This window comes from Thioclava sp. F28-4, from assembly GCF_002020045.1.
GTDB classification, from domain to species: domain Bacteria; phylum Pseudomonadota; class Alphaproteobacteria; order Rhodobacterales; family Rhodobacteraceae; genus Thioclava; species Thioclava sediminum.
Window position 1 is genome coordinate 223,136 of record NZ_MPZQ01000001.1, and the last position, 25,805, is coordinate 248,940.

General features: G+C 65.5%; 24 protein-coding genes. 15 read left to right on the top strand and 9 right to left on the bottom strand.

Translation table 11 applies throughout. The features are described 5' to 3' along the window. Positions 1–55 precede the first annotated feature (55 nt). The 3 genes from BMI87_RS01045 to BMI87_RS01055 all read left to right on the top strand — a co-directional run bounded on the left by BMI87_RS01045 (position 56) and on the right by BMI87_RS01055 (position 2,775). Positions 56–559, top strand: a complete 504-nt coding sequence (locus BMI87_RS01045; protein WP_078519316.1) for a peroxiredoxin — start codon at positions 56–58, stop codon at positions 557–559. A gap of 364 nt (positions 560–923) precedes the next feature. Next, a complete protein-coding gene (locus BMI87_RS01050; protein ID WP_078519317.1) occupies positions 924–2,240 on the top strand; it encodes a M23 family metallopeptidase in 1,317 nt (438 codons plus the stop codon). Next, on the top strand, positions 2,230–2,775 hold the full coding sequence (locus tag BMI87_RS01055; RefSeq protein WP_078519318.1) for a polymer-forming cytoskeletal protein: 546 nt from the start codon (positions 2,230–2,232) through the stop codon (positions 2,773–2,775). The genes BMI87_RS01050 and BMI87_RS01055 overlap by 11 nt, the downstream gene beginning before the upstream one ends. 331 nt (positions 2,776–3,106) lie before the next feature. On the opposite strand, the gene BMI87_RS01060 is transcribed toward BMI87_RS01055, so the two are convergent. The 5 genes from BMI87_RS01060 to BMI87_RS01080 all read right to left on the bottom strand — a co-directional run bounded on the left by BMI87_RS01060 (position 3,107) and on the right by BMI87_RS01080 (position 9,495). Beyond that, complete coding sequence (locus BMI87_RS01060; protein WP_078519319.1) at positions 3,107–4,495, bottom strand: TRAP transporter large permease; 1,389 nt, start codon at positions 4,493–4,495, stop codon at positions 3,107–3,109. A gap of 3 nt (positions 4,496–4,498) precedes the next feature. Continuing rightward, positions 4,499–5,182 carry a TRAP transporter small permease gene (locus tag BMI87_RS01065; RefSeq protein ID WP_078519320.1) on the bottom strand — a complete coding sequence of 228 codons (684 nt, stop codon included), beginning with the start codon at positions 5,180–5,182 and terminating at the stop codon, positions 4,499–4,501. Between the two features lie 111 nt (positions 5,183–5,293). Next, positions 5,294–6,304 (bottom strand): TRAP transporter substrate-binding protein, encoded by a 1,011-nt coding sequence (locus BMI87_RS01070; protein ID WP_078519321.1) that lies wholly within the window; start codon positions 6,302–6,304, stop codon positions 5,294–5,296. Between the two features lie 219 nt (positions 6,305–6,523). Beyond that, positions 6,524–7,750 carry a sigma-54 dependent transcriptional regulator gene (locus tag BMI87_RS01075; RefSeq protein WP_078519322.1) on the bottom strand — a complete coding sequence of 409 codons (1,227 nt, stop codon included), beginning with the start codon at positions 7,748–7,750 and terminating at the stop codon, positions 6,524–6,526. Further along, a complete protein-coding gene (locus tag BMI87_RS01080; protein ID WP_078519323.1) occupies positions 7,747–9,495 on the bottom strand; it encodes an ATP-binding protein in 1,749 nt (582 codons plus the stop codon). Before BMI87_RS01080 ends, BMI87_RS01075 begins: the two co-directional genes overlap by 4 nt. A gap of 120 nt (positions 9,496–9,615) precedes the next feature. On the opposite strand from BMI87_RS01080, the gene BMI87_RS01085 reads away from it, so the two are divergent. Beyond that, positions 9,616–10,806: a cytochrome P450 gene (locus BMI87_RS01085; RefSeq protein ID WP_078519324.1), complete on the top strand. Its 1,191-nt coding sequence runs from the start codon at positions 9,616–9,618 to the stop codon at positions 10,804–10,806. Positions 10,807–10,809: 3 nt separating this feature from the next. Here the strand turns inward: BMI87_RS01085 and BMI87_RS01090 are convergent, their stop codons facing one another. After that, entirely contained in the window at positions 10,810–11,271 is a 462-nt protein-coding gene (locus tag BMI87_RS01090; protein ID WP_078519325.1) for an Lrp/AsnC family transcriptional regulator, read from the bottom strand. Between the two features lie 141 nt (positions 11,272–11,412). Between BMI87_RS01090 and cobA the strand changes: the two genes are divergently transcribed. The 7 genes from cobA (at position 11,413) to BMI87_RS01125 (ending at position 17,076) form a co-directional block, all read left to right on the top strand. Then, complete coding sequence (cobA, locus tag BMI87_RS01095) at positions 11,413–12,165, top strand: uroporphyrinogen-III C-methyltransferase (RefSeq protein ID WP_078519326.1); 753 nt, start codon at positions 11,413–11,415, stop codon at positions 12,163–12,165. After that, complete coding sequence (locus BMI87_RS01100; protein WP_078519327.1) at positions 12,162–12,449, top strand: DUF2849 domain-containing protein; 288 nt, start codon at positions 12,162–12,164, stop codon at positions 12,447–12,449. The genes cobA and BMI87_RS01100 overlap by 4 nt, the downstream gene beginning before the upstream one ends. Before the next feature lie 3 nt (positions 12,450–12,452). Then, positions 12,453–14,120, top strand: a complete 1,668-nt coding sequence (locus BMI87_RS01105) for a nitrite/sulfite reductase (protein ID WP_078519328.1) — start codon at positions 12,453–12,455, stop codon at positions 14,118–14,120. Continuing rightward, positions 14,107–14,877 carry a phosphoadenylyl-sulfate reductase gene (locus BMI87_RS01110; protein WP_078519998.1) on the top strand — a complete coding sequence of 257 codons (771 nt, stop codon included), beginning with the start codon at positions 14,107–14,109 and terminating at the stop codon, positions 14,875–14,877. Before BMI87_RS01105 ends, BMI87_RS01110 begins: the two co-directional genes overlap by 14 nt. Continuing rightward, positions 14,874–15,245: a DUF934 domain-containing protein gene (locus BMI87_RS01115; protein WP_078519329.1), complete on the top strand. Its 372-nt coding sequence runs from the start codon at positions 14,874–14,876 to the stop codon at positions 15,243–15,245. Before BMI87_RS01110 ends, BMI87_RS01115 begins: the two co-directional genes overlap by 4 nt. 144 nt (positions 15,246–15,389) lie before the next feature. Further along, positions 15,390–16,208, top strand: a complete 819-nt coding sequence (locus tag BMI87_RS01120) for a ferredoxin--NADP reductase (RefSeq protein WP_078519330.1) — start codon at positions 15,390–15,392, stop codon at positions 16,206–16,208. A gap of 226 nt (positions 16,209–16,434) precedes the next feature. Then, positions 16,435–17,076, top strand: coding sequence for a hemolysin III family protein (locus tag BMI87_RS01125; protein ID WP_078519999.1), 642 nt, complete (start codon positions 16,435–16,437; stop codon positions 17,074–17,076). 7 nt (positions 17,077–17,083) lie between these two features. On the opposite strand, the gene tgt is transcribed toward BMI87_RS01125, so the two are convergent. Next, positions 17,084–18,211 carry a tRNA guanosine(34) transglycosylase Tgt gene (gene tgt, locus BMI87_RS01130; RefSeq protein ID WP_078519331.1) on the bottom strand — a complete coding sequence of 376 codons (1,128 nt, stop codon included), beginning with the start codon at positions 18,209–18,211 and terminating at the stop codon, positions 17,084–17,086. 124 nt (positions 18,212–18,335) lie between these two features. On the opposite strand from tgt, the gene BMI87_RS01135 reads away from it, so the two are divergent. Next, on the top strand, positions 18,336–19,151 hold the full coding sequence (locus BMI87_RS01135) for an MBL fold metallo-hydrolase (RefSeq protein WP_078519332.1): 816 nt from the start codon (positions 18,336–18,338) through the stop codon (positions 19,149–19,151). Positions 19,152–19,158: 7 nt separating this feature from the next. Here BMI87_RS01135 and BMI87_RS01140 read toward each other — a convergent pair whose 3' ends face one another. Both BMI87_RS01140 and BMI87_RS01145 read right to left on the bottom strand, forming a co-directional pair. Then, positions 19,159–19,617, bottom strand: a complete 459-nt coding sequence (locus BMI87_RS01140; RefSeq protein WP_078519333.1) for a DNA polymerase III subunit chi — start codon at positions 19,615–19,617, stop codon at positions 19,159–19,161. A 1-nt stretch (position 19,618) separates the two neighbouring features. Then, a complete protein-coding gene (locus BMI87_RS01145; protein ID WP_078519334.1) occupies positions 19,619–21,088 on the bottom strand; it encodes a leucyl aminopeptidase in 1,470 nt (489 codons plus the stop codon). A gap of 180 nt (positions 21,089–21,268) precedes the next feature. Between BMI87_RS01145 and lptF the strand changes: the two genes are divergently transcribed. Genes lptF through BMI87_RS01160 form a run of 3 tightly spaced genes read left to right on the top strand, consistent with a single transcriptional unit; the run spans position 21,269 to position 25,754 of the window. Beyond that, on the top strand, positions 21,269–22,414 hold the full coding sequence (gene lptF / locus BMI87_RS01150; RefSeq protein ID WP_078519335.1) for an LPS export ABC transporter permease LptF: 1,146 nt from the start codon (positions 21,269–21,271) through the stop codon (positions 22,412–22,414). Continuing rightward, a complete protein-coding gene (gene lptG, locus BMI87_RS01155; RefSeq protein ID WP_078519336.1) occupies positions 22,411–23,529 on the top strand; it encodes an LPS export ABC transporter permease LptG in 1,119 nt (372 codons plus the stop codon). The genes lptF and lptG overlap by 4 nt, the downstream gene beginning before the upstream one ends. Then, positions 23,529–25,754, top strand: coding sequence for an LPS-assembly protein LptD (locus tag BMI87_RS01160; RefSeq protein ID WP_078519337.1), 2,226 nt, complete (start codon positions 23,529–23,531; stop codon positions 25,752–25,754). The genes lptG and BMI87_RS01160 overlap by 1 nt, the downstream gene beginning before the upstream one ends. The last annotated feature ends 51 nt before the right edge of the window (positions 25,755–25,805 follow it).

The following is a 25,805-nucleotide window of genomic DNA, read 5'->3' on the forward strand; positions in this document are numbered from 1 at the left end:
GTCTCGCGCAAGCGGGCGTGGAAAGTAAGCCCCGAAACTGCAAGGAGGTTCCCCAATGATCGAGACAGGCGAAAAAGCGCCGGAGTTCACCCTTCCCGCTACGGGCGGCAAGAGCTTCGAAACGCTCGGAAATCCGATCACGGAAGACGGCAATCTGACGCTGTCGGCCTTTGCGGGCCGTCCGGTCGTGCTGTATTTCTACCCCAAGGACAACACGCCCGGCTGCACCACCGAGGCGCTCGATTTCACCCGGCTCGCCCCGGATTTCGCCGAGGCCGGCGTCGTCGTCATCGGCATTTCGAAAGACAGCCTGAAGAAGCACGAGAATTTCTGCGCCAAGCATGATCTGGGCATCTATCTCGCCTCGGATGATGGTGGCGAGACCTGCGAAAGCTATGGCGTCTGGGCCGAAAAATCGATGTATGGCAAAACCTTCTGGGGCATTGTTCGCGCGACTTTCCTGATCGGCGCGGACGGCAACGTCGCGCGGGTTTGGCCGAAAGTGAAAGTCAAAGGCCACGCCGAAGAGGTGCTCGAAGCCGCCCGCGACCTGGGCTGAGCCGCCCCTCGGGCGCAGCGCCCCGCATGGCACCCCGGCGGGCGGCAGATTTCGCGCCGCGGGGGCGTCGTGCGGCGCGCGCCCATCGGCAAGTGCGGATCACACCAACGTGACGCCCAGATGACGAGCTGGGACGAAACCGCCGGGCCACCCTCCCTTTTGGGCAGAAAACCGCTCATACCGCGCGCGCGAGGGAACCGTGACCAAATGCGAGGGGGAAAGAGGTTGCCCGGACCTGCCCCCCTTGGTAATCCCATTGCTCAAGGGCGGAGGACTTATCCACAAGCAGGACGGGTGCGCCGCCGCAAGTGACGTGCGGCCCCGTGGCCGCGCTTGATCCGCAACAAACACAGGACCGACCGGCTTGCCTAGACGCATTCTCGACCGCCTGAACACCCGTCTCGAGCGCATCCTGCCCGAACAGCGGCTGTTTCTGAAATCAGACAGCGCCACGCGGTTCGTCCGACTGCGCCCCCTCACCCAAGCGAGTGTACTGGCGATCGGCGCAGGTGTGTTCGTGTGGTCGATGGCCGCAACCTCGATGCTCTTCATCGACGGAATTTCCTCCGGCGGGGCCGAGCAGAACGACAAGGTCGCGAAACTCGCCTTCGAGCGCCGCCTCGACGCGCTCTCGCAAGAGCGCGACGCCCGCGCCGCCGAAGCCCTTGCCGCACAGGACCGTTTCCAGACCGCCCTCGAGCAGGTCTCGAAGATGCAGTCCACTCTGCTCGCCTCGGAAGAACGCAAGCGCGAGCTGGAAACCGGGATCGGCGTGATTCAGGCGACCCTGCGCCGCACCATGGACGAGCGCGACACCGCCCGACTGGCGTTGGCCAAAGCCGAGGGCAAAGGCCCAGACGCGGGTCCGACGCCGATCGCCCGCGCCGAGGACATGGAAAAGACGGTCGATATGCTGTCCACCGCGCTCGGCGAGACCGCGAAGGAACGCGACACGGCGAATGCCGATGCCAAGACCGCGCAGCTGCAGATGGACAAGATCGCCCTGCAGAAGCGTCTCCTCGAACAGCGCAACGACGAAATCTTCACCACGCTCGAAGGGGCGGTGAAAATCTCGATGGAGCCGCTCGACAAGGTCTTCAAACAGGCGGGCATGGATCCCGATCACGTCCTCAAGGAAATCAAGCGGGGCTATTCGGGCACCGGCGGGCCGCTCTCGCCGATCTCGCTCTCGACCAAGGGCACCGCCGATCTCGATGGCGACACCGCGCGCGCCGAGAACATCCTGCGCAAGCTCGACGAGATGAACATGTATCGCATCGCCGTCGACAAGCTGCCCTTCTCGATGCCCGTGAAGGCACATTTCCGCTTCTCGTCGCCCTTCGGCTGGCGCTGGGGCCGGATGCATGAGGGCGTCGATATGGCCGCCCCGATCGGCACCAAGGTCTATGCGCCCGCTGATGGCGTCGTGATCGCCGCCGAACGCGAGCGCGGCTATGGCAATATCGTCAAGATCCGCCACGAGTTCGGCATCACCACCCGCTACGGCCACCTCAACAAATTCCACGTGAAAGTCGGGCAAAAAGTGTCGCAAGGCGAGTGGATTGCTGATATGGGCAATACCGGACACTCCACGGGACCGCATCTGCACTACGAGATCCGGCTCGGAGGCAAGCCAATTAACCCGATGACCTTCATCAAGGCTGGTAAGAATGTTTTCTAAATCGAAAATCCATGAACCGGGCCCCAAGGCCGACGGCGACAAGCCCAAAACCGGTGAGAGCTCGACCGCTCCGAGCCGCCCGACGTCCAGCTCGAGCGACTACACGCCGAGCGCCGCGCCGCGCTCGAAGCCCGCGCCCTCGGTTCTCTCCTCGGACCTGACCATCACCGGAAACGTCAAGACGACCGGCGACATCCAGATCGAAGGCACCGTCGAAGGCGACATCCGCGCCCATCTGCTGACCGTCGGCGAAAGCGCCACGATCAAGGGCGAGATCATGGCGGACGACGTCGTGGTCAACGGCCGCGTCGTGGGCCGTGTGCGCGGCCTGAAGGTGCGCCTGACCTCGACCGCACGCGTCGAAGGCGACATCATCCACAAGACCATCGCGATCGAGAGCGGTGCGCATTTCGAAGGTTCGGTACAGCGTCAGGACGACCCGTTGCAAACCGGTCAGGGCACGCGGAAACTCGCGCCCCCGGCCTCCGAGACCGCCGCCGCAGCGCCGGCGCCGACGGGTTCGGAACAGAAATAAAATCAGGCGATAGCCAGAGCAGGAGGGGCGGCCGATCGGGTCGCCCTTTTATTTTGCGCCGGTGCCATGTCCCGAGCGGGCAACAGGGGCGCTGCCCCTCTTCGCTTGCGCGAATTCACCCCGGGATATTTCGGCCAAGGCGAAAGCACGGGGCTTCTTTCGGCTTGGCCGAAATATCCCGGGGGGCGCGCGCAGCGCGCGGGGGCAGAGCCCCCTCTCCCCTTTGCAGCGCCCCTCCCCCAAACAAAAGCGCGCCGCGTGGGGATGCCACGGGCGCGCCCAGTTGGAATGGCGGAGCATCGGGCCGGAAGCAGCCCCTGCCCCGCTCGGGTTATTTCACGACCGTCTCCGGCCCCATCGCCATCGTCGGCAGCCATGTCGACAGGAACGGCACATAGGTGACAAGGATCAGGAAGACGAAGAGCACGGCGAGGAAGGGCGCGGCCGCTTTCACGACCCGCATGATCGGCATCCCCGCCACCCCGGAGGTCACGAAGAGGTTCAGCCCCACCGGTGGCGTGATCATCCCGATCTCCATGTTCACCACCATGATGATGCCGAGATGGATCGGATCGACGCCCAGCTCGATCGCGATCGGGAAGACCAGCGGCGCGACGATCAGGATCAGGCCCGAGGGCTCCATGAACTGACCGCCGATCAGCAGGATGATGTTGACGATCACGAGGAACATGATCTTGCCGAGGCCTGCGCCGAGGAGGGCCTCGGTGATCTTCTGCGGGATCTGCTCGTCGGTCAGCACGTGCTTGAGGATCAGCGCGTTGGCGATGATGAACATCAGCGTGATGGTCAGCTTGCCCGCCTCGAACAGCGTGTCGCGCGTGCCCTTGTGCCAGATCGCGGTGAAGATTGCCTGCGGCTTCTTCAGAAGCGAAGTTTTCTGCTCGCCCTCATCGAGCGGGCCCATGTCGCGATAGATGAAGTTCGCGACGAACCACGCATAGACGGCGGCGACGGCGGCGGCCTCGGTGGGGGTGAAGATGCCGCCCGTGATTCCCGGAATGCCGTAGAGGCCGACCATGATGATCGCGATCAGCATCAGGCCCCAGAACGCGTCGACGAAGCTTGCGGCGACCTCGCCCCAGCCTTGCCACTCGCCTTTCGGCAGGTTGCGCTTGATCGCGAAGAACAGGATCGTGGCCATCAGCATTACGCCCGCCATCAGGCCCGGAATGACGCCCGCGAGGAACATCCGGCCCACCGACACGTCGGTCGCCGAGGCATAGACCACCATCACGATCGACGGCGGGATCAGAATGCCCAAGGTGCCCGCGTTACAGATCACGCCGGCGGCGAAATCCTTCGAGTAGCCCACCTGACGCATCGCCGCGATGACGATGGAGCCGATGGCGACCACGGTGGCAGGCGACGAGCCCGAGAGCGCCGCAAACAGCATACAGGCGAAGACGCCCGCGATGGCCAGACCGCCCGGCAGGTGGCCCACCACGGCGATGGCGAAGCGGATGATGCGCTGCGCCACCCCGCCCGTCGACATGAAGCTCGACGCGAGGATGAAGAACGGGATCGCCAGCAGCGTCGCGTGATTGTCCATCGCGTCGTAGAGCGACTGCGCGATGGAGGCCAGCGAGGCGTCCGAGAAGATCAGCAGGAACAGCGTCGACGCGAGCCCCAGAGAGACCGCGATCGGCACGCCGATCAGCATGAAGCCGATCACCATCACGAAAAGGAACAGGATATCCATGCCTCAGTCACCCTTGTTGATATAGGCCACCTCGGCCACTTGGTCTTCGGCTTCGTGGCTCACGATCAGCGCCGCGCGGCTGCCCACGGCGACCCCGATTGCCGCCTGCACGAAGCGGATCAGCAGAAGCGTCACGCCGATCGGCAGGATCAGGTAAGGGATGAAGCGCGGCAGTTTGTCATAGGCCTCGCCCATGTTGAACCGATCCCCCAGCCAGACGGCGAGCCAATGCGCGATCGGCACCTGATCGGTCTCGTAGAAGGCGCGGTCGCGGGTGTCTTGAAAGCCCGTCGGGAACCAGCGGCCCGAGGTCTGCTCAAACCCGGCGAAGGGCGCCCAGTAATCCCATGCGCCTTTCAGCAGCAGTACCGCGTAGAGAATACACAGGCCCGCCGCGACGAGGCTCATGGCCTTGCGCGGCCCTGGGCGCAGCATGTTGATGATCGCATCGACGCCAAGATGCGCGGTCACTTTCACCGCGTAGCTCATGCCCAGCAGAACCAGCCAGGCGAAGAGGATCAAAGTCGTCTCCAGCCCCCAGATCAGCGAGGAGTTGAAGACGTAGCGCAGCACGACATTGACGAAGGTGATCACGGTCATCGTGCCGAGGATCAACGCGATCAGCGTCTCCTCCAGATGATGGATCGCCCGCGAAAACCCGTTGCGCGGCTCATAGCGCTGGCTCATGGCTCACTCCGGTCTGAGGTCGAGAGTTGAAAGTGGCGCGCGCGGGTGTGTGGGGGCCGCGCGCGCCGTGAGATCGGGCGACGAGTGGGGGTCGTCGCCCGTCCGTTCGGATCAGTGCTTGGCGTTGATCGCCTGCGCTGCGTCGATGTTTTCCTGACCGACGTCATCCTTGAACTGGTCCCAGACCGGCTTCATCGCGTCGACCCATTGCTGGCGCTGCTCGGGCGTCAGTTCGCGGATCGTCGCACCGGCGTCGAGGATCGCCTGACGGTTCTCTTCGTTCACCTGATTGATCGCGGCGTTACGCTCTTTGGTGACCCCGTCGAGGATCGACTTGATCTGGTCGCGCATCGCCGGGTCGAGGCTGTCCCACCAATCGACCGAGGTCACGACCATGTAGTCGAGCAGGCCGTGGTTAGTCTCGGTGATGCCGTCCTGCACCTCATAGAACTTCTGGCCGTAGATGTTCGACCAGGTATTTTCCTGCCCATCGACAACGCCGGTCTGCAGCGCGCCATAGACTTCCGAGAAGGCCATCGGCTGCGGCGAAGCGTCGAGCGCTTCCATCTGCGCGATCAGCACGTCGGAGGGCTGCACGCGGAACTTCAGACCCTTGGCGTCGCCCGGCACGAGCAGCGGCTTGTTGGCCGAGAACTGCTTGAGGCCGTTATGCCAGAAATCGAGGCCCAGCAGACCACGACGCACCATCGCCTCTTTCATATTCTGACCGATGTCCGAATTCTGGAATTCGTCCACGGCGTCCATGTTCTTGAACATGAAGGGCAGATCGAAGATGCGGTATTTCTTGGTGAAGGTCTCGAATTTCGAGAGGCTCGGCGCAGCCATCTGCACGTCGCCCTGCAGCATCGCTTCCAGCACCTGATCATCGTTGTAAAGGGTCGAGTTCGGGTAGACCTCGACGCAGGCCTTGCCGTCCATCTCTTCGTTCACGCGCTTGGCGAACAGCGCAGCCGCGATCCCTTTCGGGTGCTTGTCGGTGTTGGTGACGTGGCTGAACTTGATGACCATCTCGCCTTCGTCGCAGCCCGTCGGATCGGCCATTCCGACCGAGGCCGAAGCCATGAGAGCGAGCGCCGAAACGGCGGCGGTAAATTTCTTCATAATGTCCTCCCGGAATTCATGTCACGCCGGTCCTCCCCGGCATTGGGGTCAGCAAAAAGCCGCCGAGAGATGCGATCAACTGTTTCGTGAAACTCTTGTGAAAAAGGCATTATCTGCGCAAAATCAGGATCTTAGGAGGAACGCTTCACTAGGACGCGCGGAGGCGTGTGCGAAATCCCGCACAGATCGAACCGGATCAGTGCGAATCCTCGCCCGCCGCTAGTCCCGATACTCCTCGGGCCGAAGCCCGTGGCGCGCGAGCTTGTCGTAGAAGGTCTTGCGCGGCAGTTTCAGCGCCGCCGCCGCCTCGGTCGCATTGCCGCCCGCGCGGGTCAGCGCCTCGGCCAGCAGCGACTTCTCGACCGCCGCCATGCGCTCGGACAGACCAAGCTCCTCGGGCGGCTCCCCCGCCTCAAGGCCCATCGCGAAGCGCATCGCCTCGGACATCAGCGCACGGGCATTGCCGGGCCAGTCGCGCGCCATCAGTTGCGCGGTCATCTCGGGCGGGATTTCGGGGGCGCGCAGGTTGGCCTGCTCGCAGGCGGTAGCGACGTAATGGCGAAACAGCGCGGGAATATCCTCGGGGCGCTCCGACAGCGACGGGATGCGCACTTTCAACGCCTCCAGCCGCCAGTAGAGATCGGGGTGAAAACGCCCGGCCCGCGCTTCGCCCGGCAGGTCACGATAGGTGCCCGCGATCAGGCGCGTGGCGGGCCGTGTCTCCAAGAGTTCGATCAGCGCGAATTGCGCGGGGCGCGGCAGATCGGCCACCTCATCAAGATAAAGCGTCCCGCCCTCGGCCTGTGCGAAGCCCGCCTCCAGCGCTTCCACATCGAGGCCCGCCGCGGCGAGTTTCACGAAGGGCCGCCGCGCATTGGTCGAGAGCAGGTGGATCACCTCGGCAAGCTTGGAATTGCCCGCCCCCGGCGCGCCGGTGATCAGCACCTCGGCGCCCGAGCGCGCGGCGCGTCGGGCGGCTTCGCGCAAACCCTCCGCCACCGGAGAGCTACCCACCAAAATCCGCGCCGCCGCGTCGCCGCGCTTGCCCGCAGCCCGCGAGAACCGCGCCTCCATCACCCGCGCGCGGGTTTCCAGCGCCTTCTCGACAACGGCCAGCAAGTCTTTCCCCGTGCAGGGCTTTTCCAGAAAATCGAACGCACCCGCCGCCATTGCACGCACCGCCATGGGCACATCCGCCTCCCCGGTCAGCAGGACGACGGGCAGCTCGGCGTCGGCCTTCTGCACGAGATCCAGCAGCGCGAACCCGTCCTTGCCCGGCATGCGGATATCGGTGACCACGATCCCTTCGAACTCAGTCGAGATATGGTCCTTCGCCTCGATATAGCTGCCCGCAAGCGTCGGCTTCAGCCCTGCCAGTTCCAGCGTCTGGCCCAGCGCCTCGCGCACCGCACGGTCGTCATCGACAAAGAGAACCCGGCGCATCATGTCTCCACCTCGATCGGTTTGGGTTGGGCCGTGGCTTCGCGCAACTCGATAGTGAAACGCGCGCCGCCGCCGGACACATTCTCGCCCCGCAGGGTGCCGCCGAACCCTTGCACCAGCCCGTAAGAGATCGAGAGGCCGAGGCCAAGCCCCTCCGCCGATCCCGCCTCCTTGGTCGAGTAGAACGGATCGAAGATGCGGTCCGGATCGGCGATACCCGGCCCGGTGTCGCGCAGGCTGAGGCGGATCACCCCGTCCGCGCGCGCCATGCGGATCGTCAGGCGGCGCTCAGACTGGCCTTCCATCGCCTCGATCGCGTTCGAGATCAGGTTGATGACGACCTGACTCAGCCGCACCTCGCCGCCCATCACGATGGCGGGAAAGTCGGGGCGCTGCCAGTCCACGGTGACGCCCACGCGCCGCAGTCGCTCGTCGAGCATCTCCAGCGCGCTCTCCACCACCGCAGCCAGCCCGACGCGGGTCGCGGGTTCGCTTTCCTGCCGCGCGAATGCGCGCAGGTTGCGGATGATGCGCGCCATGCGATGCGCCATCGCCCCGATCTTGCCCAGCGTCTCGCCCGCTTCTTCGGTCCGACCGCGATCGAGCAGCAGTTCGGCATTCTCGGCATAAGACGAGATCGCCATCAGCGGCTGGTTCAACTCGTGACTGATCCCCGCCGACATCTGCCCCAGCGCCGAGAGCTTGCCCGCCTGCACCAGCTCGGCCTGCGTGCGGCGCAATTCCTCGTTCGCGGTCGACAGCTCCGCCGTGCGTTCAGCAACGCGGACTTCGAGCGCGGCATTGGCCTCGGAGAGCGCCTGCCTGCGCTCCCACAGGGCGAACATCACCGCCCCCACCGCGAGAAACCCGGCCGCAGTCGAAAGCGCCGCAAGCCGCGCCGCGCGCAACACCGGGTCCGCGGCAGCGAGGGCATGGCCCTCCATTTCGATCACCGGCAAGGCGCGCGAGACGTCCAGTGCGGGACCGGAAAGCGAGCCATCTCCCGACACCAGACGATGACCCGCAAGGTTGCGTTCGCGCAGGTGCAGCACCCCGGCGAGCGACCCCGCCGGATAGGTCGCGGGATCGGACTTTGCCCCGGGCTCGGACAGCAGCACCAGATCGGTGCGGTTGGTCAGGAAACTCACGCCGCTATCATCGGTGAACCAGACCGGCACCGGGTTGCCGCGCCCCTCGGCCTCGACATCCTCGGCATTCAGCCGCAGCAGCACGATCCCCGCAACATTGCCGCCGGAGGCAAAGACCGGCGCGGCGAAGACGAACAGCCGATCGCCGGTGTCGGGGTCGACGAAATGCTCGGAGCCGGTCGCTCCTTGCGCCGCCCGCGAAAGCGCCCGGTTCATTGTGACCCTGTCAGGGCTGTCCGCCGGGCCTGCCAGCACAGTGCCGCCCGGTGCGATCAGCCAGATGTCGCGCGCGCCCGCATGGTCGGCGAGGCGTTGCAGCGTCAGGCTCACCGCCGCATCGCGCCATGTGCCGACCGCCTTGCCCCCTTCGGCGAAACGTGCCGCCAGCGCGACCACGTCGGGATGATCCGCAGCCAGCACCGCCACCTCGCGAAATTGCAACAGCGCCGCCACCAGACGATCCGAGGCGAGCCGCAGATCGGATTGCCCCTGCGCTTCGATCCGCGCCAGACCCTCGCGCGCCGAGACCCGCCAGACCCCGATAGAGGCGGCGAGCGTCAGCGCGATCCAGATCAGCAATATGGCGACACGGCCCAGCATCAGCACTCTCCCGCCCCTTTCCTTGCGCCAACCGCGCGGCAATGCAAGGCGGAGCGTTCGCTTGGTCTTGCATCCCCGGGCGCGTTGCGGCCAATCTGGCCCCGAGTAACCGGAGCGCCGATGCAGACCCTTTCCCAATCCCCGCTCGATCCAGAATTCGTCCAGAACCCCTACCCGTTCTATGATCGGGTGCGGCAAGGCGGCCCCTTCGTGCAATGGCCCGAATACGGGTTTCGCGTTACCGCGCGGGCCGCGATTGTCGGCATGGCGCTGCGCGACCGGCGGCTGGGGCGCGAGGCCCCACCCGAGCAGGCGGTGGACATCCCCAAGCACCTCGAACCCTTCTACGCCATCGAGCGTCATTCGATGTTGGAACTGGAAGCCCCGACGCACACCCGGCTGCGCAAGCTAGTGACGAAGGCCTTCACCCCGCGCCGGATCGCAGGGATGCAAGACGAGATCGCCGCGCTCTGCCATCGGCTGATCGACGAGATGCCCGAGGGCGGCTGCGACCTGCTGGAACATTTCGCCAAACCCCTGCCTGTGATCGTGATCGCGCGGCTTCTGGGCGTACCCGAAAGCGATGCGGACAAGCTCTTGGCGTGGTCGAACGCGATGGTGCAGATGTATCAGGCGCGCCGCGATATCAGCCTCGAGGAAGACGCCGCGCGCGCTTCGGCGGAATTTGCCGCCTATCTGGGCGATCTGATCGAGACCCGCCGCAAAGCGCCCGGGGAAGATCTGATCTCGGAGCTGATCGCCGTCGAAGAGGAAGGCACCCATCTGACCCGCGACGAGCTGATCTCGACCGTGATCCTGCTCCTGAACGCGGGCCATGAGGCGACCGTCCACCAGATCGGCAACAGCGTGAAGACGCTGATCGAACAGACCGTCGCACCGCATTGGCTGGAGCCTGCGCGGATCGACGGCACGATCGAGGAGCTTCTGCGCTTCGATCCTCCGCTGCATCTGTTCACGCGCTGGCTCTATGAGGACATGGAGTTTCAGGGACAGGTGCTGCGTAAGGGCGAGCGGATCGGGCTATTGCTTGCCGGTGCGAACCGCGACCCGTCGGCCTGGGACGATGCGAGCGTCTTCGACCCATCGCGCCCCGTGCGCACCAATTTCAGCTTCGGCGCGGGGGCGCATTTCTGCATCGGCGCTCCGCTTGCCCGGCTGGAACTGAAACTCGCCCTGCCGATGTTGATGGAACGGCTACAGGGGCTCGATCTGCCGCGCCGCCCCTATTACGCCGATCTCTATCATTTCCACGGGCTGGAGAAGCTGCAGGTCACCTACACCAAGCGCTGAGCCTCACAGCGGCAGCGCGGTGGTGGATTTCAGCTCCTCCATCGAGAGAAGCGCGGTCACGTTGTGGATTTTCACTTCGGAGATCAGCGCCTGATAGAAGCGGTCATAGGCGCGCGCATTCTCGACCCGCACTTTCAGAATGTAGTCGATATCGCCCGCCAGACGGTGCGCCTCCATCACTTCGGGGCGCGCGCGAAGGGTGGCGAGGAACTTGTCCTGCCACTCGGCCTCATGCTCGGAGGTGCGGATCAGAACGAAGAAGCAGGCATCGAAACCAAGCGCCTCGGGATCGAGGATCGCGGTCTGCTTTCCGATCACCCCCGCCGCGCGCAATTTACGAATCCGGTTCCAGACCGGGGTCTTGGAAGACCCTGTTTTCCGCGCGATTTCGTCGAGCGACTGGCTCGCATCGTCCTGAAGCTCCGCGAGGATTTTCCGATCCAGCTCGTCGATCTGCACCGCCATTCCGATTTCCCTCCGCTTGTTAGGAGATTGTCACTCCTCCCAAATCCATAAGGAACGAATGTCCTTATTGGCAAGGGCATATAGCCAAAAACCGGAATAATTTCCTATATTCACACTCAAGACGCAGACGAGGAGCGTGACATGGAAACTCTCGAAACTCAGACCCAGGTGACCCTTGCAGGGGCCGGTCCGGGCGATCCGGACCTGCTGACCGTGGCGGTGCTGCGCGAGATGATGTGCGCCGACGTCATCCTGCACGACACGCTGGTGAGCGCCGAGGTGCTCGCGCTCGCGGGTCCGCAGGCGCAGCTGATCGAGACCGGCAAGACCGGCTTCGGCCCGTCGATGAAACAAGGCGACATCTCGTCCCTGATCGTCCGCCTCGCGCAGGAAGGCCAGCGGGTGCTGCGCCTGAAATCTGGCGATCCGGGCGTGTTCGGTCGGCTGGGCGAGGAACTGGACGCGCTCGACGCGGCCGGGATCGCCTATCGCGTACTGCCGGGCATCACCGCCGCTTCTGCCGCCGCTGCATCGCTTGGCCAGAGCCTGACCGAACGCGGCCGCAATCGCGAGCTGCGCCTGCTCACCGGGCATGACGCAGACGGGCTGGCAGAACAGGATTGGGCGGCGCTGGCCCGCCCCGGCGCTGTCGCCGCGATCTACATGGGCAAGCGCGCGGCGCGCTACGTGCAGGGGCGCCTGATGATGCATGGCGCCTCGCCGGCGACACCCGCCTGTGTGGTCGAGAACGCCTCGCGCGCCGATCAGGTGATCCGCCCCGCGACGCTCGCCACCCTGCCCACCGTTACCGCCGAGGCCAAAGGCCCCGCCGTGATCCTACTCGGGCTCGCCCCGCGCGACGCCCGCACCGCCCTCATGGAGGCCGTGCTATGAGCAAGAAATTCATCCCCGGCGTGATCAGCGCCAATGATCTGCGCGAAGGCCATGTCGTCTACATGAACGACGCGGGCCAATGGGTGCTGCGGCTCAAGGACGCCGCCTTCCTCGACGATCCGGTGATCGCCGACATGTGGCTCGATCTGGCCAATGCCCAGCCCGAGAAAGTCGTCGGCGCCTATCTCGCGCCTGCCACGCTCGGCCCGAACGGCCCCGAGCCCGCGCATTTCCGCGAGGCCTTCCGCGCCTCCGGCCCTTCCATCGAGCTACCCGGGAGCTGAACCATGTTCCAACCCAGCGATTTCGACCGCGCCGCCGTCCGCGCGCGCGCCGAGCAGTTTCGCCATCAGGTCGCGCGCCGTCTCGACGGCAGCCTGACCGAAGACGAGTTCAAGCCGCTGCGCCTGATGAACGGCCTCTATCTGCAGCTGCACGCGTATATGCTGCGCGTGGCGATCCCCTATGGCACGATCGAAGCCCGGCAGATGCGCCAGCTCGCCAAGATCGCCGATGCCTGGGATCGCGGCTACGGGCACTTCACCACGCGCCAGAACATCCAGTTCAACTGGCCGAAGCTGATCGATGTGCCGGATATGATTGACGCGCTCGCCGATGTGGGCATGCACGCGATCCAGACCTCGGGCAACGCGATCCGCAACACGACGACGGATGCCTTCGCAGGTGCCGCCGCCGATGAGATTGCCGATCCGCGCCCCTATGCCGAGCTGATCCGCCAATGGTCCACCGACCACCCCGAGTTCCAGTTCCTGCCGCGCAAGTTCAAGATCGCGATCAACGGCGCCGAGGCCGATCGCGCCGCGATCCGCGCCCATGACGTCGGCCTGCAACTGGTCGAGCGCGATGGCGAGATCGGTTTCCAGGTCTTCGTGGGCGGCGGTCTCGGCCGCACCCCGATGATCGGCAAGGAAATCCGCAGCTTCCTGCCCGCGGTCGATCTGCTGCCCTATCTGGAATCGATCGTGGCGGCGTGGAACCTCGCCGGACGGCGCGACAACAAGTACAAGGCGCGCATCAAGATCACCGTGCACGAGCTTGGAATCGATACGTTTTCCGAGATGGTCGAGGCCGAATTCCCGGCCCGCCGCGCGGCGTTCAAGGGCGCGGACCAAGCGATCCTCGCCGATCTCAAGACGCAATTCGCCCCGCCCGCGCTGCCTGCGCGGGAGAGCGAGAGCTTCGAGACCGCCCTGAGTGTCGACGCGCTTCTGCGCGATTGGGCCGCGCGCTCGGTCTCGCCCCATCACAACCCCGACTACGCGGTGGTCACGGTCAGCCTGAAGGATCACGGCGCGCCTCCGGGCGATGCCACCTCCGACCAGATGCGCCTTCTGGCGGAGCTTGCCGAACGCTACGGCCAGTCGGAGCTGCGCATCAGCCACGAGCAGAACGTGATCCTGCCGCATATCGCGAAGGCCGATCTGCCCGCGCTGTTCGAGGCCCTGCGCAAGGGCGGCCTCGCCACGGCGAATATCGGGCTGACCTCGGATATCATCGCCTGCCCCGGCATGGATTACTGCGCGCTGGCCACGGCCCGCTCGATCCCGCTGGCGCAGCAGATCTCGACCCATTTCCGCGATCTCGGGCTGGAGCAGGAGATCGGTGCGCTCAAGATCAAGATCTCGGGCTGCATCAACGCCTGCGGTCACCACCATCTGGGCCATATCGGCATCCTCGGTCTCGACCGTGCGGGCGTGGAGAACTACCAGATCACGCTTGGCGGCGACGCGACCGAAACGATGGCGCTTGGCGAACGTGCCGGCCCCGGCTTCGCCTATACGGAGGTGATCCCTGCGCTGGAGCGTCTCCTGCGCGCCTATCTCGAGCTGCGTGAAAGCGCCACCGAGAGCTTCCTCGACGCGCTGCGCCGCCTTGGCCCGGACCCGTTCAAGGAAGCGCTCTATGCAGAGGCTCAACGCCATGCCGCTCAGTGATGGAACGGATATCGCCCCCCGCGTCGCCGGGCTGAACGAACGCTACCGCCACCACGCCGCAACCGCGGTGATGGAGCGGGCGTTGCGGGACCCCGATGTGGGCAATGTCGCGCTGGTTTCGTCCTTCGGGGCGGAATCGGTGGTGTTGCTGCATATGGTCTCGGTGATCGCGCCCGGCACGCCGGTGCTGTTCATCGACACGCAGATGCTGTTTCCCGAGACGCTCGCCTATCAGCGCGACGTCGCGGCCAAGCTGGGCCTGACCAATGTGCAGGTGGTCCAGGCCGATGAGGCCGCGATTGCCCGCGACGACCCGGACGGCACGCTGCACCAGCACAGCACCGACGCCTGCTGCACCCTGCGCAAGACGGTGCCGCTGGAAAATGCGCTGTCGGGCTATGACGCGTGGATCACCGGGCGCAAACGCTTTCAGGGCGGCCAGCGCGCGGCGCTCGATTTCTTCGAGATCGAGACCGACAGCCGGATGAAGATCAACCCGCTCGCCCATTGGGACAAGCAGGATGTGCAGGATTACATGGTCGAGAACCGCCTGCCGCGCCACCCGCTCGTGGCACAAGGCTATCCCTCGATCGGCTGTGCGCCCTGCACCTCGCCGGTCAAACCGGGCGAAGACGAACGCGCGGGTCGCTGGCGCGGCGCCGCCAAGACCGAATGCGGCATCCACTTCATCGGCGGCAAGGCCGTCCGCGTGAACAGTGAAGGCCAAGTGATTGAGAACAAGGAGAATGTGGCATGAGCGTGATCGTTCGCGACGACGGCTTCCACAATGACGACTTCACCGGGGCGAGCCTCGACATCGCGCCGGAGACCGATGCGGGCTACCTCCCTGCGCTGATCGAAGGCGCCGAGATGATCCGCGTCCTGTTCCCGACTTTCTCGGACGGGCGCGGCTTCTCGCTGGCGCGCCGCATCCGTGCGCTCGGCTTCACGGGTCGGCTGCGCGCAGCGGGCCCGCTGATCGCGGATCAATATGCGATGGCGCGGCGCGTGGGCTTCGACGAGGTCGAGATTCCGCCGGAACTGGCCGAGCGCCAGCCGCAGGCGCAATGGCTATTCCGCGCCGATTGGGCCGCGCATGACTACCGCGCGCGGCTCGCCGGCTGAGGCTTTCACCCGTCCGCGATATCCGATAGACCATAACGAAACCGGCAATTGAGCCAGATCAAGGGCCAGCGCTCACGCAAGCTGTATCCGATCTGTATATTTGCCAGACCGAGGCGCCTGCCCCGGCCCGAGAGAGATGTGACAATGAACGAGAGCGCCGTGACCGAGATCCCCAAGGCGAAGACCCTGCCCGACGCGCAGACCGTGACCGAAGTGACCCATTGGACGGACAGGCTGTTTTCCTTCCGCGTGAGCCGCCCGCAGTCCCTGCGTTTCCGCTCGGGCGAGTTCGTGATGATCGGGCTAATGGGCGACAATGGTAAACCGCTGTTGCGCGCCTATTCCATCGCCTCGCCGAACTGGGATGAGGAGCTGGAATTCTACTCGATCAAGGTGCCCGACGGCCCGCTGACCTCGAAGCTGCAGCATATCAATGTGGGCGACCAGATCATCCTGCGCCCCAAGCCCGTGGGCACGCTGGTCCATGACGCGCTGCTGCCGGGTAAGCGGGTGTGGTTCCTCGCCACCGGCACCGGCATCGCGCCGTTCGCCTCGCTGATGCGCGACCCCGAGACCTACGACAAGTTCGACGAGGTCATCATGATGCATACCTGCCGCACGGTCGAGGAACTGGAATACGGTCGCCAGCTGGTCGACAACCTGATCAACGACCCGCTGATCGGCGAGATGGTCGACGGCAAGCTGAAATACTACCCGACCACGACCCGTGAGGAATTCCATCACATGGGCCGGATCACCGACAACCTCGAGAACGGCAAGGTGTTCAAGGATCTCGGCCTCGAGCCGATGAACCCCGAGACCGACCGCGCGATGGTCTGCGGCTCGCTCGCCTTCAACAAGGACGTGATGGCGGTGCTCGAAGGCTTCGGGCTGCGCGAAGGCGCGAATTCCGAGCCGCGCGAATATGTGGTCGAGAAGGCCTTCGTCGGCGACGGTATCTAATCTGGGTCAGGGGGCTCTGCCCCCTCGGGCTTCGCCCTCACCCCCGGATATTTGAAAAGAGCGAAGATGGGCGTCTGTCCTGTCTTCGCTCTTTTCAAATATCCCGGGGCGCGCGCGGCAGCGCGCGGGGGCAGAGCCCCCTTGTGACCCAGCGTTTTTTCCGCCGCGGCTTGGGAGTTCGCCTCATCGTTGCTATCTTAAAGGCATGACTGAGGGGATCACCACGATGACGCGCCACCAATTGAGCCACAGCTTTCGCGAACATGTCGCCGATGGCGTCGTCCATGTGCTGGGCGTCGTTTTCGCCGTGGCAGGCGTCAGCGCGCTGATCGTCTGGGCATCGCTGGCGGCGCCGGAAGGCCGGGTCTGGCCGCTCGCGGTCTACTCGGTGGGGCTGATCGCCTCTTTCTCGCTCTCGGCCGCCTATAACCTCACCCTGCATGCACCGACGCGCGCGGTGCTGCGGCGCTTCGACCATGCGGCGATTTATCTTCTGATTGCGGGCACTTACACGCCGATGGCGCTCATCGGCCTCGGCGGCGTCGCCGGCTGGGCGCTGACCGCGACGGTCTGGGCGCTCGCGACCTTCGGCATCGTGATGAAGCTCGGCTTCTTTCACCGCGCGGAGCGCACGGGGTTCTGGCTCTATCTGGCGATGGGCTGGCTCGGGATGATCGCGATGTGGCCGCTGATCGTAGCCCTGCCCCTGCCCGCGCTGATCCTGCTGGTCGTGGGCGGGCTGACCTATACGGTCGGCGTGATCTTCTACCAGACCGAGCGCATCCCCTTTTCGCGCGCGATCTGGCACGGCCATGTGCTGGCCGCAGCCGCGACGCATTACGCGGCCGTCATCGTGATCTCGCACTGAGCGGGGTTCAGAGCGGCTCGATATCGCCCATCGCGCGGGTCTCGTGGAATTCCGAGACGAAGCGTGCAAGCGCCCCCTCGTCGATCGCCGCGCGCAGGCCCGCCATCAGTTCCTGATAGTAATGCAGGTTGTGCCAGGTCAGCAGCATCCCCGAGATCATCTCGCCGGAGCGGAAGACGTGGTGCAGATAGGCGCGCGAGTAGTTTTGGCAGGCCGGGCAGGTGCAGGCCTCGTCCAAGGGGCGCGGGTCGTCGGCATGGCGGGCGTTCTTGATGTTGACCTGACCGCGGCGGGTCCAGGCTTGGCCCGTGCGCCCCGAGCGCGACGGCAGCACGCAATCCATCATGTCGATGCCGCGCTCGACCGCGCCCACGATATCGTCGGGTTTGCCGACGCCCATCAGGTAGCGGGGTTTGTCCTGCGGCAGCATGCCAGGCGCATAGTCGAGCACGCCGAACATCGCCTCTTGCCCCTCGCCCACGGCGAGGCCGCCGACCGCATAGCCCTCGAAGCCGATTTCCTTGAGTTTCTCGGCACTTTCCTCGCGAAGTTCACGTGTCACGCCGCCCTGCTGGATGCCGAACAGCGCATGGCCGGGACGGTCGCCGAAGGCGTCGCGGGAGCGCTGCGCCCACCGCATCGAGAGGCGCATGGACTTCGCCACTTCTTCCTCGGTCGCGGGCAGCGCCGGGCATTCGTCGAAGCACATCACGATATCCGAGCCCAGCAGCTTCTGGATCTCCATCGAGCGTTCGGGCGAGAGCATATGTTTCGAGCCGTCGACATGGGAGGCAAAGGTCACGCCCTCCTCGGTCAGCTTGCGCAGAGACGCGAGGCTCATCACCTGAAAGCCGCCCGAGTCGGTCAGGATCGGCTTGTCCCAGTTCATGAACTTGTGGAGCCCGCCCAGACGCGCCACCCGCTCCGCACCGGGGCGCAGCATCAGGTGATAGGTATTGCCCAGCAGAATATCCGCGCCAGTCGCGGCGACGCTTTCGGGCATCATCGCCTTCACTGTCGCGGCGGTGCCCACGGGCATGAAGGCCGGCGTGCGGATCTCGCCGCGGGGCGTCGAGATCGTCCCGGTGCGCGCAGCACCATCGGTGGCCTTGAGGGTGAAGCTGAACTTGGTCATCTGGGGCTCTCCTTCGGCCCCGGCTGATAGACCCAAAGCGGCGCGAAGGGAAGGCCACGTGGGACGCAAGGGCATGGACCGGAATCGCATTTTGGCCTTACGCTAGGGCAAAAGGAGGCTCGCCATGTTTCGTTCCATCCTTCTAACCCTCTGCGCCACGCTCGCGCCACTCGCGGCGGCTGCGCAAAACCAGCGCATCAGCCACTGTATCGCGATCGCGGATGCTGCGCCGGGGATCGAGTATCTGCACAAAGCCAGCTGGTCCGACCCGGTGCCGGAGCAATCGGTGCGGTTGCATTACATCGACCATTCGATGGTGCTCTTGCAGACCGAGGGCGGGCTGTCGGTCGTCACCGATTTCAACGGCTGGACCGGCGGGGCGCGCTTTGCCCCTGATTACGTCACGATGAACCACGCCCATTCGAGCCACATGACCGATATGATCCCGGAGGGGACGGTAGCGCTGAAGGGTTGGTCGGGTCAGTTCGGCGTCGCGGCAGAGCACCACCTGGACCTCGGCGAGATGCTGATCCGCAACGTGCCCACCGCGATCCGCAGCTTCGGCGGGGTCGAGGAGAACGGCAACTCGATCTTCGTCTTCGAGGTAGCGGGGCTCTGCATCGGCCATCTGGGGCATCTGCACCACGAGCCCGATCCCGCGCAATATGCGGCGTTGGGGCGGCTCGATGTGGTGATGGCGGCGGTGGACGGCTCCTACACGGTCGATCAGCCGACGATGATCCGTATCCTGAACCGGCTGCGCTCGCGCATCGTGATCCCGGTCCATTGGTTCGGCGAGCCGACCCTGCAGAGATTTCTCGACGGGATGAAAGACGAGTTCGCGGTAGAGCGGCCCGGCGTGAGCGAGGTGATCGTTTCGCTCAGGACCCTGCCGCGCGAGCCGACCGTGATGGTGCTGGAGCCGGAGCGACTGCAATAAGCTCCTCTCAACTCTCCGCCTTCTTCTCCCAGCGGCCGCCCTCTTCCGACCAGTAGATCGCTTTCGCGCCCGCGCCGGTCAGGGTTTTCCATTGCCCGCGCGCATGTTGCACCGCCTGCGGGTCGTTGCCGTCGAACAGGATCCAGACGCGCTTATGGGCGTCGGTTTCCTCTGCTGCGACCTCGGCGCCGTCGACAGCCATCATCGCCTCGCGCCCGTCGCCTGCGGGCGCGGTGCCCAGCAGGATCGGCTGCAGCGCGTCATGCGGCCCGCCTGCGAGCCCGTGCGGCAGGAAGCTCGCCTCGTTGCCCATCAGCCAGAGCCTCTGGTCGAGCCAGTCGAGCCGCGCGGAATCGGTCCCGCGCAATTCCACCTTCCAACCCTGCTCCACCGCCCGGGAGGCGAGGTTCAGCACCACCTCCTCGAGGCTGGAGCGGGTCAGATGGTAGAAATTGACCTGACCCATCTCAGGCTTCGAACTTGTCGCGGATCAGACGGTCGAGCATGCGCACGCCCCAGCCGGTCGGGCCTTTCGGCGCCAGCGTGGTCTCCCCCGGCGGAAGCGCCACGCCCGCGATGTCGATATGGCACCACGGCACCTCGTCCTTGACGAAGCGCTTGAGGAAAGCGGCCGCGGTGATCGCGCCGCCCCAACGGTTGCCGACATTGCGCATATCGGCCAGCCGAGATTTCAGCGCCTTGTCATAGGCGGGTTGCAGCGGCATGTGCCACGCGCCCTCGCCCTCGGTCTTCGCCGCTTTAAGAATGTCGGCTACGAACTTGTCATCGTTGGCGAAAAGCCCTGCGTTCTCGTGGCCGAGGGCGACGATCACGGCCCCGGTCAGCGTTGCGAGGTTGACCATCGCCTTGGGCTGGAACCGGTCCTGCGCGTACCAGAGAACATCGGCCAGAACGAGGCGGCCCTCCGCATCGGTGTTGATGACTTCGATCGTGTCGCCCTTCATCGAGGTCACGATATCGCCGGGGCGTTGCGCGCGCCCGTCGGGCATGTTCTCGACGAGGCCCACGAGGCCCACCACATTCGCCTTGGCCTTGCGCAGCGCCAGCGTGCGCATCACGCCCGAGACGACGCCTGCGCCGCCCATATCCATCGTCATCTCTTCCATGCCCGCGCCGGGCTTGAGCGAGATGCCGCCCGCATCGAAGACGACGCCTTTGCCGACGAGCGCGAAGGGCGCCTCGCCTTCTTCGCCGCCCTTCCACTGCATCACGACCAGCTTCGAGGGCATTTCCGAGCCCATGCCGACGCCCAGAAGCGCACCCATGCCGAGCTTCTTCATGTCCTCTTCTTCGAGGATTTCGACATCGAGGCCCAGCTCCTGCATCGCGGCGAGGCGGGCGGCGAAATCGTCGGTGGTCAGGATATTGGCGGGCTCGTTGACCAGATCGCGGGTGAAGAACACGCCCTCGGCCAGTGCTGCGTGCGGGGCGGCGGCGGCGGCGACCTCTTCGGGCTTGTCGACCATGATCGTCACCGGCCCGTAGGCCTTCTTGTCCTCACCGGTGTGATAGTTGAAGCGATAGGCGCGCAGCGCGAGGCCCAGCGACAGATCGGCGGCGCGCGGATGGTTCTGCGCCACAACGAGCGCGCCCGCCTCGCCCAGTTTCGCGCCGATCGCAGCCCCCGCCTTGCGGGCCTCGTCGGCGCTGGCCTTGCGGTCGAGCCGCACCAGCTGCACCGCTTCGGCGGCGATTGCAGCGGGCCAGCTCAGCTCCATCGCCTCGCCCGCACCGAGCCCCGCGAAGGCCTCCGAGTCCACCGCGCGCTTGATCGCGCCCTTCATCGCCCGATCCAGCTTGCGCCCGGCCTGACCCAGCTTGCCGTCACCGCCCACGATCAGCGCGATCCGCCCGCTTTGGGTGGCGAAGCCCTCCGGATCGGTTTCCTTGAAGGCGATAGCAACAGGTTGGGTCATGTGGGGCTCTCCGAAGATGAGACCGGCGCGCGCGTCGGCGGCGCTCGGTCGCGATTGGCATCAAATTGCGCGCGAGCCTAGCCCTGCCTCCGGAAAATGAAAAGCACCCCCGCTGTGCCCTTCCCTCACTTCGCCCGACAGGCTAGAGAAAGGGAAATATTCGGGGGTATTGAGAGGGTCGTGACGCAACTGGACAGATATGTTTTGTCCAAATTGATGGCGCTGTTCGGGTTTTTCGCGCTCGTGCTGGTCTCCGTCTATTGGGTCAACCGGGCTGTGATCATGTTCGACAGCCTGATTTCGGATGGCCAGACCGCAACGGTGGTGCTGGAATTCACCGCGCTGACCTTGCCTTACGTCATCCGCATCGTGCTGCCGGTCGCCGCCTTCGCCGCCACGATCTACGCGTTCAACCGGCTCGATCAGGACAGCGAATTGGTGGTGATGCGCGCCACTGGCACCTCGAACTGGCGGCTGGCGCGCCCGGTGCTGGTCTTCGGGCTGATCGCCTCGGTGATGATGGCTTTGCTGGTGAATTTCCTCGTCCCCGCCGCGAAGGCCCGGCTGGCCGAGCGTCAGCAGGAGGTCGCGCAGAACCTGACCGCGAAATTCCTCACCGAAGGCACGTTCCAGCATCCCGCGCCGGGCATCTCGATCTATATCCGGCGCATTTCCGATCTGGGGGAGTTGCAGGATATCTTCGTCTCCGACAGCCGCTCGGCGCAGACGAGCACGATCTATACCGCCGACAAGGGCGTGATCGTGAAGACCGAGACGGGGCCGAAACTGATCATGTTTTCGGGCATGGCCCAGACCCTGCGCAAACCGTCGGACCGCCTGTCGGTCACGCGGTTCAGCAATTTCACCTATGATATCGGTTCGTTCCTGAAGGCCGGGAAAGCGCGGGCGCCGAAGATCGACGAGATGACGACGCCGCGCCTCGCTGCGATGATGGCCGGGACCGGTCTGGATGCGACACCGGGTGCGGAGAGCGCCAAGGCCGCCCGCGACGCGCTGCGGCTGGAGCTTGCCCGGCGGATCACCCAGCCCCTTCTGGCCCCGATCGCGGCGCTAATCGGCTTCTCGGCGCTGATGATGGGCACGTTTTCGCGCTTCGGCATGTGGCGGCAGATGTCGCTCGCCATCGGCGGGTTGATCGTCGTGCAGGTGCTGCAAAACGCTGCCGAGACCAGTTCCGGGCGCGACCCCTCGCTCTGGCCGAGCCTGATCGCGCCGACGCTGGGCGGGATCGTGATGGTGCTGTTCATGCTGTGGTGGTCGGGGCGTCCGCGCCGTATCCGGCCCAAACGGGAGGCTGCCGCGTGACGCTTGCGCTCTATCTTGCGAAACGGTTCCTCCGCAGCTTCCTGATCGTCGCGGCGAGCTTCTGGGGCATCCTGTTCCTGATCGACGTGGTCGAGGAAATCCGCCGCTTCTCCGATCAGGGGCTGAGCCTGCTGCAGCTCTCGGTGCTCTCTGCGCTCAACATCCCCGAGACGATCTACACCATCCTGCCATTGATCGTGATGCTGTCGGCGGTGGCGCTGTTCGTCGCACTGGCGCGCAGCTCGGAACTGGTGGTTATCCGGGCGGCGGGCCGGTCCGCGCTGCGGATGCTGGCAGCCCCGATCGCGGCGGCGCTGGTGATTGGTCTACTGGCGCTGCTGGTCGGCAACCCGCTCGTCTCCGCCACCTCGAAGCGCTACGAGACGCTCGTCGATCACTACACATCCGATGGCGGCTCGACCGTCTCGATCGGGCGTGAAGGCGTGTGGATGCGGCAAAGCGCGGGCCTCGCCTCGGACGGCAAGTCGCTGGCGCAGGCGGTGATCCATGCCGAACGCGCCAATGGCGATGCCACGACCCTGCATGGCGTGACCTTCCTGATCTTCGACCCTAATCGCGGCCCGGTGCGCCGGATCGACGCGAAGACCGCGACGCTGGTGCCGGGCGCATGGCAGTTGCAGGACGTGAAGGACTGGCCGCTGGGCGAATCCACCAACCCCGAGCGCGACGCCACCACCCAGGACAGCCTCTCGCTGCCCTCGGACCTGACGGTCGCCAGCATCCGCGACAGTTTCGGCAAGCCCTCCGCCGTACCGATCTGGCAATTGCCAAGCTTCATCGCGTCGCTCGAGGATGCGGGCTTCTCGGCGCGGCGCCATATCGTGTGGTTCCAGATGGAGCTGGCGCTGCCGGTGCTGCTGGCCGCGATGGTGCTGATCGCTGCCAGCTTCACGATGGATCATGTGCGCTTTGGGGGCATCGGCGCGAAGGTTCTTTTGGCCTTGGCGGCGGGTCTGGGCTTGTTCTTCCTGCGCAATATCGCGCAAGTTCTGGGCGATAACGGACAGATTCCCGTTCTGCTCGCGGCCTGGGCGCCGCCGGTGATCGGGTTGATGCTGCCGCTGGCGCGGCTACTGCACCGGGAGGATGGGTGATGCGGCGGCAATTCGGCGCCTTGGCAGGACGGGCGAGCGCCTTGGCGCTGATCGTCGCGCTTGGCGTGGCGGGACCGCAGACGGTGCGCGCACAAGACGCCACCGCGACAGCCTCCACCACGACACAGGACGCGGCGATCCCCTCTTCGGACGAACTGGCGACGCTGCTGGCCGACCGGGTCTCGATCCGCAATCAGAACGAGCTGGTCGCCGAGGGCAATGTCGAGGTCTTCTACAAGTCGAACCGGCTTTCCGCCAAGCGCGTGATCTATGACCAGAAGGCGGACAAGCTCTACCTTGAAGGTCCGATCCGGCTGGTGCAGCCCGGCCAGTCGCAGGCGGTGATCCTCGCCTCGCAGGCGGAGCTGTCCTCGGATCTGCAAAACGGCATCCTGCTCAGCGCCCGCATGGTGATGGCGCGCGAATTGCAGCTCGCCGCCGCCCGGATCGAGCGGCGCGACGGCGCGATCACGATCATGAACAAGGTCGTGGCCTCGTCCTGCGAGGTCTGCCGGACCAATCCGACGCCGCTTTGGGAAATCCGCGCGAGCCGCGTCGTGCATAACGCGACCACGCGGCAGATCGTCTTCGAGGATGCCCAGTTCCGCGCGGCGGGCGTGCCGATCGCCTATCTGCCGCGGCTGCGCCTGCCTGCGCCGGGCGTACGACGGATGACGGGCTTCCTCGCCCCGCAATTCCGCACCACGAGCGGTCTCGGACCGGGGCTTCTGGTGCCCTATTTCATCGCGCTCGGGCCCAGCCGCGACCTGACGGTGACGCCCTATTTCGCGACCTCGCGCACCGAGACGCTGAACCTGCGCTACCGGCAGGCCTTCAACTGGGGCAAGATGGAATGGTCGGGCGCGCTGAGCAATGACGACATTCGCAGCGGCACGCGCGGCTATCTCTTCGGCGATCTCGAGGCGCAGCTGCCCCGCGAATTCCGCCTGACCGCACAGCTTCGGCTGGTCAGCGACGACAGCTACCTGCTCAATTACGGGCTCGGCGACGACGACCGGCTGTGGTCGGGTGTCGAGCTCGAACGGGTGCGCCGCGACGAGATGATCTGGACCCGCGTCGGCAATATTCACTCGCTGCGCGCGGATGAGAACAACTCCACCGAGCCGATGCTGAGCGGCACCGGCGAATGGATCCGCACCTTCCGCCCCGCTGGGATCGGCGGACAGGGCAGCCTGAGATTCTCCACCTTGGCGACGCGGCGCGCTTCGAGTTCGACGCTCGATCTCAATGGCGACGGACGCCCCGACGGGCGCGACATGGTGCGTGGCTCGCTCACCGCCGACTGGCGGCGCAACTGGCTGTTCGGGCCGGGTATGCTGGGCTCGCTCGAGGCGCAATTCGCGGGCGACATCATCGAGACCAACCAAGATCCCGCCTTCAGCGACACGATCCTGCGCGGCCAACCCACCGTCGCCGCGGAAATCCGCTGGCCCTGGGTGAAGACGAGCGGCCGCGCCGCCTATGTGATCGAGCCAGTGGCGCAGATCGTCTGGGCGCCCGATCATCTGGCGGACGCCCCCAACGAGGACAGCCAGCTGCCCGAATTCGACGGCGGCAACCTGTTCTCGCTGACCCGCTATCCGGGCGAGGATGCGCGCGAGACGGGGCTGCGCGCCAATGTCGGGCTCGGCTGGACGCGCTATGACAGCTCCGGCTGGTCGCTGGGCGTCGCGGCGGGCCGCGTCTTCCGCCAGCGCGATCTGAGCCAGTTCTCGCAGGGCACGGGGCTGTCGGGGACGAAATCCGACTGGCTCCTCGCAACCCATCTGGCCACCGCGAACGGGCTGACCCTGTCGAACCGCGCGCTGTTCGACGATAACTTCTCCGTTTCGCGCGACGAGTTGCGGCTGTCGCGGGCCGGCGACGACTTCAACGTCTCGGCAGGCTATCTCTGGCTCGAGAAGAACCCCGCCGAAGGGCGCGACGACAACATGTCGGAACTGATGCTCGACACGGGATGGCGTTGGGGCAACGGCTGGTCGGGCACGCTCAGCACACGTTACGATTTCACCGCCGAGCGCGCCGCGCGCGCCAAGCTCGGCCTGCGCTACCAGACCGAATGCATCGCGGTTGATCTTTCCCTCTCGCGCCGCTTCACGTCATCCACTAGTGTAGCCCCGGAGACCGATTTCGGCCTTTCCGTCCAACTCGTCGGCTTCGGCGCGAGTGGCGGTGCGCCCGCGCGGCGAACCTGCGGAGGGTGAGGCTGAGGATCGCAATGCGGCCCAGCGGGCCCAGAGGATCAACGAGGCCCA

Excerpts from the sequence above, each read along its gene's own strand:
- BMI87_RS01045 (WP_078519316.1), top strand. The coding sequence starts at position 56 with ATGATCGAGACAGGCGAAAAAGCGCCGGAGTTCACCCTTCCCGCTACG.
- BMI87_RS01055 (WP_078519318.1), top strand. The coding sequence starts at position 2,230 with ATGTTTTCTAAATCGAAAATCCATGAACCGGGCCCCAAGGCCGACGGC.
- BMI87_RS01060 (WP_078519319.1), bottom strand. The coding sequence starts at position 4,495 with ATGGATATCCTGTTCCTTTTCGTGATGGTGATCGGCTTCATGCTGATC.
- BMI87_RS01065 (WP_078519320.1), bottom strand. The coding sequence starts at position 5,182 with ATGAGCCAGCGCTATGAGCCGCGCAACGGGTTTTCGCGGGCGATCCAT.
- BMI87_RS01070 (WP_078519321.1), bottom strand. The coding sequence starts at position 6,304 with ATGAAGAAATTTACCGCCGCCGTTTCGGCGCTCGCTCTCATGGCTTCG.
- BMI87_RS01075 (WP_078519322.1), bottom strand. The coding sequence starts at position 7,750 with ATGATGCGCCGGGTTCTCTTTGTCGATGACGACCGTGCGGTGCGCGAG.
- BMI87_RS01080 (WP_078519323.1), bottom strand. The coding sequence starts at position 9,495 with ATGCTGGGCCGTGTCGCCATATTGCTGATCTGGATCGCGCTGACGCTC.
- BMI87_RS01085 (WP_078519324.1), top strand. The coding sequence starts at position 9,616 with ATGCAGACCCTTTCCCAATCCCCGCTCGATCCAGAATTCGTCCAGAAC.
- BMI87_RS01090 (WP_078519325.1), bottom strand. The coding sequence starts at position 11,271 with ATGGCGGTGCAGATCGACGAGCTGGATCGGAAAATCCTCGCGGAGCTT.
- cobA (WP_078519326.1), top strand. The coding sequence starts at position 11,413 with ATGGAAACTCTCGAAACTCAGACCCAGGTGACCCTTGCAGGGGCCGGT.
- BMI87_RS01100 (WP_078519327.1), top strand. The coding sequence starts at position 12,162 with ATGAGCAAGAAATTCATCCCCGGCGTGATCAGCGCCAATGATCTGCGC.
- BMI87_RS01105 (WP_078519328.1), top strand. The coding sequence starts at position 12,453 with ATGTTCCAACCCAGCGATTTCGACCGCGCCGCCGTCCGCGCGCGCGCC.
- BMI87_RS01110 (WP_078519998.1), top strand. The coding sequence starts at position 14,107 with ATGCCGCTCAGTGATGGAACGGATATCGCCCCCCGCGTCGCCGGGCTG.
- BMI87_RS01115 (WP_078519329.1), top strand. The coding sequence starts at position 14,874 with ATGAGCGTGATCGTTCGCGACGACGGCTTCCACAATGACGACTTCACC.
- BMI87_RS01120 (WP_078519330.1), top strand. The coding sequence starts at position 15,390 with ATGAACGAGAGCGCCGTGACCGAGATCCCCAAGGCGAAGACCCTGCCC.
- BMI87_RS01125 (WP_078519999.1), top strand. The coding sequence starts at position 16,435 with ATGACGCGCCACCAATTGAGCCACAGCTTTCGCGAACATGTCGCCGAT.
- tgt (WP_078519331.1), bottom strand. The coding sequence starts at position 18,211 with ATGACCAAGTTCAGCTTCACCCTCAAGGCCACCGATGGTGCTGCGCGC.
- BMI87_RS01135 (WP_078519332.1), top strand. The coding sequence starts at position 18,336 with ATGTTTCGTTCCATCCTTCTAACCCTCTGCGCCACGCTCGCGCCACTC.
- BMI87_RS01140 (WP_078519333.1), bottom strand. The coding sequence starts at position 19,617 with ATGGGTCAGGTCAATTTCTACCATCTGACCCGCTCCAGCCTCGAGGAG.
- BMI87_RS01145 (WP_078519334.1), bottom strand. The coding sequence starts at position 21,088 with ATGACCCAACCTGTTGCTATCGCCTTCAAGGAAACCGATCCGGAGGGC.
- BMI87_RS01160 (WP_078519337.1), top strand. The coding sequence starts at position 23,529 with ATGCGGCGGCAATTCGGCGCCTTGGCAGGACGGGCGAGCGCCTTGGCG.